At 65.0% G+C, this 12,204-nt stretch carries 14 protein-coding genes; 8 read left to right on the top strand and 6 right to left on the bottom strand.

Annotated features, from left to right (window positions below):
* The first annotated feature begins 3 nt into the window (after positions 1-3).
* The gene (locus G522_RS0117910) at positions 4-837 is read left to right on the top strand and encodes an SDR family NAD(P)-dependent oxidoreductase (protein ID WP_026792222.1); all 834 of its coding nucleotides are present in this window, start codon (positions 4-6) and stop codon (positions 835-837) included.
* 215 nt (positions 838-1,052) lie between these two features.
* Positions 1,053-1,799: a prephenate dehydrogenase/arogenate dehydrogenase family protein gene (locus tag G522_RS27485; protein WP_036839886.1), complete on the top strand. Its 747-nt coding sequence runs from the start codon at positions 1,053-1,055 to the stop codon at positions 1,797-1,799.
* A gap of 186 nt (positions 1,800-1,985) precedes the next feature.
* On the opposite strand, the gene G522_RS0117900 is transcribed toward G522_RS27485, so the two are convergent.
* Positions 1,986-2,651: an ArsR/SmtB family transcription factor gene (locus G522_RS0117900; RefSeq protein WP_026792221.1), complete on the bottom strand. Its 666-nt coding sequence runs from the start codon at positions 2,649-2,651 to the stop codon at positions 1,986-1,988.
* A 65-nt stretch (positions 2,652-2,716) separates the two neighbouring features.
* Between G522_RS0117900 and G522_RS0117895 the strand changes: the two genes are divergently transcribed.
* Positions 2,717-3,061 carry an antibiotic biosynthesis monooxygenase family protein gene (locus tag G522_RS0117895; RefSeq protein WP_026792220.1) on the top strand — a complete coding sequence of 115 codons (345 nt, stop codon included), beginning with the start codon at positions 2,717-2,719 and terminating at the stop codon, positions 3,059-3,061.
* A gap of 68 nt (positions 3,062-3,129) precedes the next feature.
* Positions 3,130-3,519: an ACT domain-containing protein gene (locus G522_RS27480; RefSeq protein WP_036839884.1), complete on the top strand. Its 390-nt coding sequence runs from the start codon at positions 3,130-3,132 to the stop codon at positions 3,517-3,519.
* 179 nt (positions 3,520-3,698) lie between these two features.
* On the opposite strand, the gene G522_RS0117885 is transcribed toward G522_RS27480, so the two are convergent.
* A complete protein-coding gene (locus G522_RS0117885) occupies positions 3,699-4,571 on the bottom strand; it encodes an alpha/beta fold hydrolase (RefSeq protein WP_026792219.1) in 873 nt (290 codons plus the stop codon).
* Between the two features lie 186 nt (positions 4,572-4,757).
* Between G522_RS0117885 and G522_RS0117880 the strand changes: the two genes are divergently transcribed.
* Complete coding sequence (locus G522_RS0117880) at positions 4,758-5,750, top strand: HWE histidine kinase domain-containing protein (protein ID WP_026792218.1); 993 nt, start codon at positions 4,758-4,760, stop codon at positions 5,748-5,750.
* Between the two features lie 242 nt (positions 5,751-5,992).
* Entirely contained in the window at positions 5,993-6,988 is a 996-nt protein-coding gene (locus G522_RS0117875) for an HWE histidine kinase domain-containing protein (RefSeq protein ID WP_026792217.1), read from the top strand.
* Between the two features lie 182 nt (positions 6,989-7,170).
* Here G522_RS0117875 and G522_RS0117870 read toward each other — a convergent pair whose 3' ends face one another.
* The 3 genes from G522_RS0117870 to G522_RS29145 all read right to left on the bottom strand — a co-directional run bounded on the left by G522_RS0117870 (position 7,171) and on the right by G522_RS29145 (position 9,196).
* Positions 7,171-7,596 (bottom strand): hypothetical protein, encoded by a 426-nt coding sequence (locus G522_RS0117870; RefSeq protein WP_026792216.1) that lies wholly within the window; start codon positions 7,594-7,596, stop codon positions 7,171-7,173.
* A 151-nt stretch (positions 7,597-7,747) separates the two neighbouring features.
* Positions 7,748-8,539 (bottom strand): DUF6683 family protein, encoded by a 792-nt coding sequence (locus tag G522_RS0117865; protein WP_026792215.1) that lies wholly within the window; start codon positions 8,537-8,539, stop codon positions 7,748-7,750.
* An 87-nt stretch (positions 8,540-8,626) separates the two neighbouring features.
* Complete coding sequence (locus G522_RS29145; protein WP_026792214.1) at positions 8,627-9,196, bottom strand: acyloxyacyl hydrolase; 570 nt, start codon at positions 9,194-9,196, stop codon at positions 8,627-8,629.
* A 435-nt stretch (positions 9,197-9,631) separates the two neighbouring features.
* On the opposite strand from G522_RS29145, the gene G522_RS0117855 reads away from it, so the two are divergent.
* Both G522_RS0117855 and G522_RS0117850 read left to right on the top strand, forming a co-directional pair.
* The gene (locus G522_RS0117855) at positions 9,632-10,627 is read left to right on the top strand and encodes an HWE histidine kinase domain-containing protein (protein ID WP_026792213.1); all 996 of its coding nucleotides are present in this window, start codon (positions 9,632-9,634) and stop codon (positions 10,625-10,627) included.
* A gap of 136 nt (positions 10,628-10,763) precedes the next feature.
* Positions 10,764-11,042, top strand: coding sequence for a hypothetical protein (locus G522_RS0117850; RefSeq protein WP_026792212.1), 279 nt, complete (start codon positions 10,764-10,766; stop codon positions 11,040-11,042).
* A gap of 129 nt (positions 11,043-11,171) precedes the next feature.
* Here the strand turns inward: G522_RS0117850 and G522_RS0117845 are convergent, their stop codons facing one another.
* Positions 11,172-12,104, bottom strand: a complete 933-nt coding sequence (locus G522_RS0117845; RefSeq protein WP_051228777.1) for an alpha/beta fold hydrolase — start codon at positions 12,102-12,104, stop codon at positions 11,172-11,174.
* Positions 12,105-12,204 lie beyond the last annotated feature (100 nt).

Here is a 12,204-nt window from a genome sequence, read left to right as displayed (position 1 = left end):
CGGATGAAAGACGTCGTCGCATTGGTCACCGGGGCAAGCCGCGGTGTCGGGCGCGGGATCGCGCTGGCATTGCTCGAAGAGGGCGCCGTGGTGCATGTCACCGGCCGGACGCGCTTCGAGGCCGGCTCCGAGCGGATCGGGTCGCTTCAATCGCTGGAGGCCGAAGCCGCTGAACTGCCGGGAACGCTGGTCATTCATCAATGCGACCATCGCGACGATGCCGACACCGAGGCCGTGGCGGCGGCGATCCGGACCGGCGGCCAGCTGGACATCCTGGTCAACAATGCCTGGCCCGGCTACGAGCGCATGGAGGAAGACGGCGCGTTTACCTGGCCGCGCCCCTTCTGGGAACAGCCCGTCTGGCGCTGGGAAGCCATGATCGGCACCGCGTTGCGCGCGGCCTTCATCACCTCGCGCGCCCTTGCTCCCATGATGGTCGCCGCGCGGAGCGGGCTGATCGTCAACATCTCGTTCTGGGCCGCCCAGACCTACGAGGGCAATGCGATCTACGGCATCGCCAAGGCGGGCGCCGACAAGATGGCGGCCGATTTTGCGCACGATCTCAGGTCCTCGAACGTCGCCGCCGTGTCGCTCTATCCGGGCCTGGTGCGGACCGAGGCGGTGATGCAGAACGCCCAGTATTTCGACCTCTCCAACTCGGAATCGCCAGCCTTCATCGGCCACGTCATCGCGGCGCTTTGGCGAGATCCGGAGCGGATGCAGAAGTCGGGGCGCGTTCTGATCGCCGCGGACCTTGCGCGTGACTACGACATCGCGGACATCGGCGGTTACAGGCCGGTTCCGCTACGGCTCGAAGACTTCACGCCCAAGAATTGAGCGGCAACGCTGACCGTCCGCCTCGCCCGCCGCATTGACTTGCAGGGGCCGGGTTGCTATCGCACGGTCATGATGGTGACCCTGCCCATTTCCGGTCTGTACTATGCGCTGCTGACATAGCGGCGAGGGCATCATTTGCTTTTTCAACCGCGGCCTGACCAGCGGTTGAAGTCGAAGGACACTCCCCCTGGCGGGCTCGCCAGCGTGAGGATGTCATGTCAGACGCTTCCCAAAGACGATCGGACAGGCCCGTGGGCCTCATTGGCTTTGGTGCCTTCGGGCAACTGATCGCCGAGCATCTCCGCGCCTATTTCCCCATCCTGGTCTACGATATCGCCCCCGACGCGGCCCGAGCCGCTGCGCTGGACGCATCCATCGTGTCCCTGGAAGTCGCCGCCGCCTGCCCGGTGGTGATCCTGGCGGTGCCGGTGAGCGAGATGCACGGCGTGGCGGTCCGCCTGGCGCCGCATCTCACCCCCGGCGCGCTGGTGCTCGACGTCGGCAGCGTCAAGGTCGAGCCTGCCACGATCATGCTGGAGACGCTGCCCGATCACGTCGATATCGTCGCCACCCATCCGCTGTTCGGGCCGGTGAGCGCCCGCGCGGGGCTCCGCGGCGCGCGCATTGCCATCTGCCCGCTGCGCGGCCGCCGCTTCCGCGTCGCCGCCTTCTGCCGCCGGCTCGGCCTCGATGTCATCATGACCACGCCCGAACAGCACGACCGCGACGCCGCCGAGGTGCAGGGGCTAACGCATCTGGTGGCGAGTCTTTTGCTGAAAATGGATCTCCACCCCACGCGCCTCACCACGGCGAGTTTCGAGCTGATGATGTCGGCGGTCGACATGGTCCGCAACGACGCCCCGGAAGTCCGCCACGCCATCCTCGCCGCCAATCCCTACGCCGGCGACGTGCTCAGGCGCTTCAAGTCGCTGACCTCGGCACTGGATGATCGGGGCATGTAGGGGATGGAGCTTGATAGTAGCCTCGAACCTCTTCCTGCCTGAGGTCCTCGCCTGCGCGAGGATGACAGCATTATATATAATGAAAACAAATATATAGGTTTGTCATCCTCGCGCAGGCCGCTTGAATTCACATATGAATTCAGGGTGGACCTCAGGCAGAATTGAACGTAACGCTGATATCGGTCTCTACCCGATCCATTCCCGAAACCGCCGCTCGCCCTCCGGCGTGAACGCCACCACGCGGGAAGCCGGCAACCGCCGTGCCCAACTCAGCGCAAACAACCGGTCGAGCGTCGCCTTGCCGATCATCCCGGCGAGGTGGTGGCGTCGCTGGCTCCAGTCGAGGCAGGCGCGGCATTGGGGGCGGTTGCTGCGCGGCAGGCTGTCCGGCGTCACGCCGATGGCGGAGAACTTCGACCAGCCCTTATCGGTCACGCCGAGATCGTCGGCCAGCCAGCCGGCATCGCGGGCCCGGTCGTAGAGCGCCACACCCATTTCACCGGCCAGATGATCGTAGCAGACGCGCGCCTTCCTCAGCGCCGGCTCCCTGGGCCCGGTGCGGACCGGCGCGGCGGCGTCGGAGGTAAACACCATCAGCGCCTCGATCAGCGCCGCCACATGGGCGCCGGCCAGGCGGAAATAGCGGTGCCGCCCCTGCGCCTCCATCTGGAGCACCTCGCCATCCACCAGCTTGGCGAGATGGCTGCTGGCCGTCTGCTTGGTGACGCCGGCAAGGCTCGACAGCTCTGTGGCGGTCAGCGCGCGGCCGTCCATCAGCGCCAGCAGCATGGAGCTGCGGGCCGGATCGGCCACCAGGGCTGCGATGCGGGCGATGTCGGGGCCTTCTGTCATGGTTCGATGATAACCGAACCATCGGCGAACGCCACCGGCTTATGACAAGACGAAAGGAGGCGTCCATGATCGCGGTGATTTTCGAAGTGGAAACATTGGCGGAAACCCAGGCCGAATATCTCGATTGGGCGGCCGAGCTGCGTCCCCTCCTCGAGACAATCGACGGCTTCATCTCCATCGAACGCTTCCAGAGCCTCTCGACGCCCGGCCATCTGCTGTCGCTGTCCTTCTGGCGCGACGAGGCCGCTGTCGCCCAGTGGCGCGCCTTGCCCGAACACCGCCGTGCCCAGGCCGCCGGCCGCGACCACGTGTTCGCCGGTTACCGCCTGCGGGTGGCCGAGGTGCTGCGCGACTACGGCATGACCGAGCGAGACCAGGCGCCCGCCGACAGCCGCGCCTTTCATGCCTAGAGCAATTTCAGCAAAAGTGGTCGCCGGTTTTGCGTCCGGAGTTGCGTCGTAAGAAGACAGGAGCCAGCATGTTTGACCTGGAGTTCGATCTCGCCAACCGCCCCGGTGCTCTCGCCGACCTCGGCGAAGCCATGGGCCGCGCCGGCGTCTCCTTCGAGGGCGGCGGCGTGTTCGGCCAGGGTGACCGGGCGGTGGCGCACTTTCTGTTCCAGGATGGCGAGGCGGCGCAAGCGGCGGCGGAGGCCGCAGGCATCCGGGTCGTCGCCCTGCACGAGCCGTTGATCCGCCGACTGAAGCAAGGCACGCCCGGCCAGCTCGGCGCCATCGCCCGGGCATTAGCCGACGCCGGCGTCAACATCCTCACCCAGTATTCCGACCACCACAACCGGCTGGTGCTGATCTGCGACCGGCCCGAGGCGGCAGCTGAGGCAACAAGGGCCTGGGAGGATGGGAGATAAGGAGCCCTATACTTCCCCAGAGCTCTATCCCGCCTGAGGTCCTTCGCCTTCGCGAAGGAAGACAAAATTATATAATTAAAACAAATACATAAACTGTCTTCCTTCGCGAAGGCGAAGGATCTTGGGCAGAATGGGGCGCAACGCTGCTATAGGGCTCGTTGAGCGAGAGCAACGTGCCCTCACGCGCCTTCATCCATGAAGAACGCCGTCAGCTCGTTCGCCAGCTCCTCGGGTGCCTCCTCGGCCATATGATGTCCGCAGTCGAGGCCGGCGCCGGTGACCGGCAGTTCGGCCCAAGGCTGCCAGATGGCGAGGGGATCGCCGTAGATTTCCTCGATGTCGTCTTGCTTCGACCAGACCACATGCACCGGGCAGCGGAGCTTCAAGCCCGCTTCCTGGTCATCAAGGTCGTGCAGCGGGTCGACGTAGAGGCCGGCGCGATAGTCGTCGAGCATGCCGCGCACCGTCTCCGGGTCGTGGATCGCCGCGCGATAATCCTCGTAATTGCCGGGGCCGAGCGCCTCCCGCGTGCCGCCGTACCAGCCGTCGGGATCGGCGAGGATGGCGCGCTCCGGCTTGTCGGGCTGGGCGTAGAAGAACCAGTGCCACCAGCGGGCGGCAAAGCGGGCGTCGCAGCGTTCGAGCGCCGAGAGGATCGGCACGCCGTCGAGCGCGGCGAATTTCAGCACCTGCTGCGGGTGGTCCATGGCGGTGCGGAAGGCGGTGTAGCAGCCGCGATCGTGGCCGGCGATATGGAAGGCGCCAAAGCCGAGATGCTTCATCAGGTCGACGCAGTCGCGCGCCTTGGCCCGCTTCGACGAGGTCTCGTGGCTGTGATGCGGATCGATGGGCTTGGACGATTTACCGAAACCACGCAGGTCGGGGCAGACCACCGTGAAGTCACGGGCCAAGAGCGGCGCCACCTTGTACCAGGTGGTGTGGGTGCGTGGGTGGCCGTGCAGCAGCAGAAGCGGCGGGCCGGAGCCGCCATGGCGCACGCGCAGCGTCGCCTCGGGCAGCTTGATCATCTCCAGCTTGAACGTGTCGAACATCGCGGTTCCCCGATCATCCGGCATCGGGCAGCCCGAAGGCTTGAAAAATGCCCGATCCCTCGGGGATGAACGAAGAATGGGGCGGCGGGTTCCGGCTCGGCCCAAAGTCCGCTTCGCTTCCCTCTATTCCGGTTGTAGGCCCGGCGGATTGTTTATAATCTGGGTTTTTCGGGAGCGGCGATCGTCATGGACGTGGAAGATCTCTACCGCCTCCTTCGCACCGACCACGTCCAGGCGCAGGCCATCGTCGATACCGTCGCCGACCCCATGCTCTTGCTGGACGAGAGTTTGCACGTCCAAAGCGGCAACCGCGCCTTCTTCGAGACATTCAAGGTTGACCGCTACGAGACGATCGGCAAACCCATCCACGAGTTGGGCGATGGCCAGTGGGACATTCCCGCCCTGCGCCTGTTGCTGCTCGAGGTGATCCCCCGCAGCGCGGCCATCATCGACTATGAAGTCGAGCACGATTTTCCCGGTCTCGGCCGGAAGACCATGCTGCTGACAGCGCGGACGCTGCATCATCCCGACAACGGCAGCCACACCATGCTGTTGTCCATCGTCGACGTCACCGAGCGCACCCGCCGCGACGCCACCAGGGACATGCTGTTCGGCGAGCTCAGGCACCGCATGAAGAACCTGCTCAGCGTGGCGCAATCCATCGTGCGTCGCACCACCACCGAGGGCCGGACGGCGGAAGAATACCGCGAGGACCTGCTGGGGCGTTTCGGCGCCTTGGCCGATGCCCACGACGTCGGCTTCGCCGAGCAGGGCGCGACCGGCCTGGCGTTGCTGATCGAGCGCCTGCTCGCCCCCTACTCGACCCCCGAAGCGGTGATGATCGTCGCTGGTCCGCCGGTCGTCCTCGGGCCGAACACGCTGATGGCGCTCGGCCTCGTTCTGCACGAGCTCTCCACCAACGCCGCCAAATATGGCGCCCTGTCGGTGCCGACGGGTCGGGTGTCGATCGGCTGGCAGAACGACGAGGCGGTGCACGAACTCCGCATCGTCTGGATCGAACGCGGCGGACCGCCGGTCACGCCGCCGCAAACCGCCGGCTTCGGCAGCAAGATGATCCGTTCGGCCATTGCTGTCGGAAAGGTCAGTCAGGTGTTTGCCGCTGAGGGCCTCGAGGTGGAAATCGTCATCCCGCTTGGCCCCGCTTCGCTGGCCGATTGATGCAGGCGCTGGCAGCGCATTAGGCGGCGCGGCGCGCTTTTCCAAGAAAATATCGGGCAAATCTGCCGGATCGATTCAGAAAATCGGCGGGCGGTGCGGTTTTCAGGAACCACCGCTAGTTCTGTGCGTCTTTATAGGGAACGTCCCGATAGAAATTACGTCATTCAACCGGCCAGAAATTCGTCGATCCGATTGTAGATTGTCCCTTTCTACAGGAAGATCTTCAGTAGAGAGTGCGCGGCATGAACACGGAGGATCTCTACCGGCTTCTCCGCACTGGCCACATTCAGGCCCAGGGTATCGTCGATACCATCGCCGATCCATTGCTGCTGCTCGACGAGAACCTCTGCGTTCTCAACGCCAGCCGCGCCTTTTTCCGTGTGTTCCAGGTCGACCGTTACGAGACGATCGGCAAGCCGCTTTATGAGCTGGGCAACGGACAATGGGATATTGCCGAACTGCGCCATCTGCTGCTCAAAGTCATCCCGCGCAGCACCGCCCTCATCGACTACAAGGTGGAGCACGAGTTCCCCGACCTTGGCCGGAAAACCATGCTGCTGACGGCGCGCACGCTGCACCACCCCGACAATGGCAGCCATTCCATGCTGGTGTCGCTGGTCGACATCACCGAACGCGACCAGCGGGATGCCATACAGGACATGCTGTTCGGCGAGCTCAAGCACCGGATGAGCAACCTGCTCAGCGTATCGCTCGCCATCGCCCGCAAGACCACCACCAAGGACCGCACGGCGGAGCAATACCGCGACGACTTCCTCGGCCGCTTCAGCGCGCTGGTGGAAGCGCAGGAGGTGGGGTTCGCCGGCAACGATACCACCGATCTCAAGGTGCTGATCGAACGCATCGTAGCGCCCTATCTCGGCACCCCCGAGGCCGTGGTTGTCGAGGCCGCCGGGGCAGTCATTCTGGGTGCCAGCACGCTGATGGCGCTTGGCCTCGTCCTGCATGAATTGGCCACCAACGCCGCCCGATACGGCGCGCTGTCGGTGCCGGACGGCAAGGTGTCGATCGGCTGGCTGCTCGACGACGAAAGCAAGCATCTGCGCCTCTGGTGGGTGGAAAGCCACGGCCCCCCGGTCACCCCGCCGGCCGTCACCGGCTACGGCTGCAAGCTGATCCACACCGCCATCGCCTTGGGCGAGGTCAAGCAGCACTATGCGCCGACCGGTCTTGAAACGAAGATCGCCATTCCGCTGGGGCCGGCGTCTGCCCCCGTGTGATGATGAGCATTGATTGGATGAATTATGTCGCCGGGTTGGCCCAGCTTCGGCGCGCAATATCGCCGAACCACCAGTCAACGGCAGTCCATCTTTTCCCGCTCCGCCGGAACTTCCGCCCGATCCCCGTTTCGACAACATGCTACCGGAACAGTTCGGCGGCACCCGCGCAGGCTGAGAACGACCTACTGCGGGTTGGTCGCCACCACCAGCACCTTGTAATCGCGATCCTCCCCCGGCACCGGCTTGTCGATCAGCGCGATGGCGAACAGCGTCCCCCCTTGCTGCCACGCCCGGCCATGCGCCGCGCGGATGGCCTTGGGAAGGGCGGGCTCGGCCTTCCACTTCGAGAGCGCGCCCTGATAATAGGCGTTGATGGTGGCCCAAGCGGTCGGAAGCGGGATCTTGTAGGATTTGAACTCCAGCGGGCCGTGACGCGCCTCCAGGGCATCGCGCAGTTCCTGCGTCACGTCGTCGATGCGCAGGTCATAGGCGCCGGGCCCCACCAGCGCCACGGCGTTGGCCGGTGGTGGCGGCGGCACCGACGGCGTGCAGGCCCCTATGGACAGACCGGCGACGATCGTCAGCGCGGCGAGCGATGTGTTCGGCATCGGCATCTCCCTCAGTCCGATGATCCCTGGCGTGCGACGGCGTGGCATACCCGTTTGCCGATTTTGCAGGCCCTGGAGCATTCGCTCGGCGACCAGATGTTTCAATCTGGTCGTCGAATGCTCTAGCGCAAGTAAAAAATCGCCGCTGCCCTCACGGAGCGGTCGCGCTGGTGGCGCCGGTGGCGCCGGTGGCATCCTGGCGGATGAGCATGAAGCCGGCGTCGGTCAGCCTGAGGCCATTGAGATCGACCCCCATCTCCGTCTTGAAGCGGGCGACGGCCGCCTGGCCCAGCCGGTCGATAGTCTCGCTGTCGCCGCGCGCCTTGGCGTCGGTAAAGGCGGCGTGCTGGATCAGGAAGTTCAGCATCAGCACCTCGGAAATCTCCTGGCGCTGGGCCTCCTTCAGCCGCCCGTAGCCGGGGCTCGAGGCCATCATCCGCCGCACCTGGCGGCGCACCCCCTGGGCCTCGTCGCGGGTGCTGTCGGCGTCGTTGGCCATCACCCAGTTGAGAATCCAGTAGGCGGTAACGGCGTCGGCCATGTCGCCGGGCTTCAGCTCGTCGTCGCCGACGATCCTGGCCCAGCTGCGTACCGGATCGCTGTCGCGCATGGAGGCGGCGATGCGGCGGCCGCCCGGCGCGCCGGCAAGGCCCGACATCCATTCGGCAAATTGGCGCCGCACGCGGGCGCTCACCTCACGCGACGCGTGATATTTGGTGATGACCCTGACCGGAGCCTCCCGCCGGGCGGACGAGCCGGCCGATGGGTCGGTGCTGCGGTCGGTGCCGATTGCCGTCTCCACCCGCTGCCTGTTGAGGATGTCGGAGAGCACGTAGTTGTTGGGCAGCGCCGTCGGCATGTCCTGCGCCGTAGCCGGCGCGGCCAGCGTGAGGAGCGCCAGGGCCATGGCCAGAGATTTGAACCGAGCAAAGCGGAGCGTCATGGTGCGGTATCTCCTGATGATGCCCAACACCAACGCAAAACGCGGCGGTTTGTTCCGCCGCGCTTCGTTATTGCTCTCGTCCCTGGTTCAGAAGTGATAGCCGACGCGCAGACCGGCGCTCTCGTAGCCGGCGTTGCGGTCGCAGAGATCGGCGTTGGAGATGTGGCTGGCGTAAAGCTGCGCCGACCAGTTTTCCGTCACTCGCCAGTCGAGGTCGAGGCCGAGGTGGAACAGCGCATGACAGCCAAGTCGGCGGCCCGACGGGTCATCCTTCAGCTTGGCGTCATTCAGCGAGCCGCCGAGCTGCCCCTCGAAGGACAGGTCGCCATATTTTGCGAAGGTGAAGGTGAGGCCGGCATAGGCGTCGCTGATCAGTTCGTTCTTGGTGGCGATGTCGACGCCCAGCGTCGGCCGTGGCGAGAATAGCCACCAGGGCGCATCGAGTTTTGGCGCCCGCACCTCGGCGTTGATCAGCGCGCCATTGACGTCGCCGGTGGTGAACAGGCCGGCATTGCTGGCGCCGACGCCGCCATAGACGGACCAACCCGACAACACGCGGGAGGCGGTGGCATCGGCGGCTTCGGCCGGGAGCGAACCGCCGAGGATGGCAACAAACATCAAGGCAACAGAGGCACGATGACCAACACCAAACTGCATGATGGCGGCTCCGATCGATGGAACTGTCGAATCAATCCAGGCAGCACGCTACACGTGTGCATAAATGGGCGGAAGTGGTCTGATTATAGTGACCCGGCGAGTGAGGCGGCAAGGCAACAGATGTATTGCTCGCTGCGCTAGGCTTGGCTTTCCGCCACTCATGGCGATGCGCTTCGCGCCGCCCTGCCGTGCGAGCTCCGGCGGCCGGAGAGGAAGCCTGCAATCCTGGATTGGCAAGCGCCAGGCAGAGCCGGGCCGACCGAGCGAAGCGCGCCGAAGCAAAAAATCAGCGTGCCAGGGGAACCTCGGCGCGCTTCGAGCGTCTCGTATAAAACGTGGCTTTTCGCGTCCCGCCGCCTACCCGCACTCTCTTGTTGTCACTCAGGATTTAGATTCGGCGCCGTTGCAACCTGGCCACCGACGGAGGTGTTCAGCATGAATATGGAGGACCTTTATCGCCTTCTCCGCACCAGCCACGTTCAGGCGCAGGGCATTGTCGACACCGTCGCCGATCCCATGCTGCTGCTCGATGAAAACCTCTGCGTCCAGAACGCCAGCCGCGCCTTCTTCGAGGTGTTCAAGGTCGATCGCGACGAGACGATCGGCAAACCCATCTACGAACTGGGCGACGGCCAATGGAATATTGCCGAGCTCAGAACGCTGCTGAAGCAGGTCATCCCCAAGAGCACGGCGTTGATCGACTACCGGGTGGAACACGACTTCCCCCACCTCGGCCGCAAGGTCATGCTGCTGACTGCCCGCATGCTGCATCACCCCGACAACAGCAGCCACACCATGCTGCTGTCCATCGTCGACATCACCGAGCGCGACCACCGGGACGCCGAAAAGGACATGCTGCTCGGCGAGCTGAAGCATCGCATGAAAAACCTGCTGAGCGTCGCGCGGTCGATCGCCCGCCAGGCCCCGACGGCAGATCGATCGGCCGACCAGTTCCGCGACGAGTTCCTCGGCCGCTTCGGGGCGCTGGTGGAAGCGCAGGAAGTCGGCTTTGCCGGCAATGCCACCACCGACCTCCGGGCGCTGATCGAGCGCGTCCTGTCCCCCTACGCCACCAACCCCGAGGCGGTGCGGATCGAGACCGACGGCGCCGTCATTCTCGGAGCCAACACGCTGACATCGCTTGGCCTCGTTCTGCACGAGCTCGCCACCAATGCCGCCAAACACGGTGCGCTGTCGGTGCCCGAGGGGCGTGTGTCGATCGCCTGGCAGCTCGCGACAGCGGAAAGCCAGTTGCAGATCACCTGGGTCGAAAGCGGCGGCCCGCCGGTGAAGCCACCGGAAAAGGCCGGCTTCGGCACCAGGCTGATCCAGACCGCCCTGCCCCAAGGCAAGGTCGACCTGACCTACGCGCCCGAAGGCCTCAGGGGCGGGATCGTCATCCCCTTCGGCGCCTCCGCCATGCCGAGCTGAGAAGGCAGCGCCGGGGCTGGGTGGGTTTGACGCACGTGGGAATTACGATCTCTGGCCGGTAAACCATAGCCATACAACCCAGTGGCGAGGGATTGCCATCAGGCTTATAACCCCGGGGACCATCGAGGATGGACCTATGTGGGTTTTACGCGTTGTCTCCTACATCGTGCTGGCGATCATAACCGCTTTCGTCGCGTTATTGTCCGGCATGATATATGACTCGCCCGGGGATACGTTCTGGAAAGCATACTGCGTCATATCATTTGCAGCTCTCCCTGCCGGTTTCTTCTTCGGGCAACTCGGATTCTTTCCCTACCAGTCAGAGGCCGCCAAGAAACTGGTCTATCTTCCGCTCGCCGCCCTCGCCCATCTCATCCTTTTCTTGGTCGTCGCGAGTATTTTCCATCTCGTCTAGACAAGAGAACGAGAGCGCCCCATCCATTTGTCTCGTTCCCATGATTTGCCGCCCCGCGCATGGGGTGGCCTCGGGCAGAACGGGGCACGTGGCCAAGAGTGGCCGCGCACCCCACAGCTACGTCTTGTTTCAGCGGCCAATCCGCCCCAGAAATGCCTTCACCCTCGCCCGCACCTCATCGATATGGGTGAGGAGGCTGGTGTGGCCGCCACCGGCTATGACGCAGAGCTCCGCCCCGGCGATCTGCCGCGCCGATTGCTCGCCATGGGAAAACGGCACCACCTTGTCGGCATCGCCATGGATGACCAGCGTCGGCGCCGACACCTCGCCAAACGGTAGCGGTGGCAGATCGGCAAAGGCCATGGTTTCGGCCAGCGTGCCGGGCATCCGTTCGGCCATCCGCTCGAAGGTGCTGCCAAGGAGCGAGATGAGCAGCGGCCCGGCCTCCGGATGGTCGAGCGTCTTCCGTGCCAGCGCTGGATCGCCGATCGCCCGCGCCGCCGCCGTCTCGGGCTGCCGCCCCCGCAGCCAGGCAAGCAGCGACATGAGGCCCGGCACGCGCACCAGCCAGCCAAACCACCTCAGCCTTTTCAGCACATACTCGGGGATATCGAAGCGCCCGCTCGCCGCCGACACTAGGATCAGCCCGGCGCAGCGCTGGGGATGGCGGGCGGCAAAGGCAATGGCGCTGGGGCCGCCGGCCGACACCCCCGCCACCACCGCCCGCTCGATGCCGAGCCTGTCGAGCAGGGCGGCAAACAGGTCGGCCTGCTCGGCGGCGCTGTTGCCAGAGGCGCGCGGCGTGCCGAGATAGCCGGGGCGCGAAACGGCGATCACCCGGTAAGCGGGCGATTTTCCCAGCAGCGTCTCGGCCAGCACCAGGCTCTGGTCATAGCCGCCCATGCCGCCATGCAGCGCCAGAAAGGCCGGCCCCTCGCCGCCATCGGTGTGCTGGATGACGCCGAGCGGCGTGTCGGTCGTGAAAACAGGCGGCTTGTCGGTGAGCGGAATGAAACGAGGCGACCGACGCGCGTCGGCCGATTGAGACTTGATCGTAGACATGACTCATCCTCAGGGCGTGCCGAAATCGAGAGATTGTCGTGGTCGCTGCCTTACGACGCGGCACGAGAGGGTGTCCGTCAATGGCTCAATTGGGCAGGTT

Source organism: Pleomorphomonas oryzae DSM 16300 (assembly GCF_000422965.1).
Taxonomy (GTDB): domain Bacteria; phylum Pseudomonadota; class Alphaproteobacteria; order Rhizobiales; family Pleomorphomonadaceae; genus Pleomorphomonas; species Pleomorphomonas oryzae.
The sequence above is the reverse complement of the archived record's forward strand: the minus strand, read 5'-3'. Positions and strand labels throughout refer to the sequence as shown.

Coding starts and splice junctions, on each gene's coding strand:
- G522_RS0117910 (WP_026792222.1), top strand. CDS start 4: ATGAAAGACGTCGTCGCATTGGTCACCGGGGCAAGCCGCGGTGTCGGG.
- G522_RS0117895 (WP_026792220.1), top strand. CDS start 2,717: ATGATCGCGGTGATTTTCGAAGTGGAAACATTGGCGGAAACCCAGGCC.
- G522_RS0117850 (WP_026792212.1), top strand. CDS start 10,764: ATGTGGGTTTTACGCGTTGTCTCCTACATCGTGCTGGCGATCATAACC.
- G522_RS0117900 (WP_026792221.1), bottom strand. CDS start 2,651: ATGACAGAAGGCCCCGACATCGCCCGCATCGCAGCCCTGGTGGCCGAT.
- G522_RS0117885 (WP_026792219.1), bottom strand. CDS start 4,571: ATGTTCGACACGTTCAAGCTGGAGATGATCAAGCTGCCCGAGGCGACG.
- G522_RS0117880 (WP_026792218.1), top strand. CDS start 4,758: ATGGACGTGGAAGATCTCTACCGCCTCCTTCGCACCGACCACGTCCAG.
- G522_RS0117875 (WP_026792217.1), top strand. CDS start 5,993: ATGAACACGGAGGATCTCTACCGGCTTCTCCGCACTGGCCACATTCAG.
- G522_RS29145 (WP_026792214.1), bottom strand. CDS start 9,196: ATGCAGTTTGGTGTTGGTCATCGTGCCTCTGTTGCCTTGATGTTTGTT.
- G522_RS27485 (WP_036839886.1), top strand. CDS start 1,053: ATGTCAGACGCTTCCCAAAGACGATCGGACAGGCCCGTGGGCCTCATT.
- G522_RS0117870 (WP_026792216.1), bottom strand. CDS start 7,596: ATGCCGAACACATCGCTCGCCGCGCTGACGATCGTCGCCGGTCTGTCC.
- G522_RS0117865 (WP_026792215.1), bottom strand. CDS start 8,539: ATGACGCTCCGCTTTGCTCGGTTCAAATCTCTGGCCATGGCCCTGGCG.
- G522_RS27480 (WP_036839884.1), top strand. CDS start 3,130: ATGTTTGACCTGGAGTTCGATCTCGCCAACCGCCCCGGTGCTCTCGCC.
- G522_RS0117845 (WP_051228777.1), bottom strand. CDS start 12,104: ATGTCTACGATCAAGTCTCAATCGGCCGACGCGCGTCGGTCGCCTCGT.
- G522_RS0117855 (WP_026792213.1), top strand. CDS start 9,632: ATGAATATGGAGGACCTTTATCGCCTTCTCCGCACCAGCCACGTTCAG.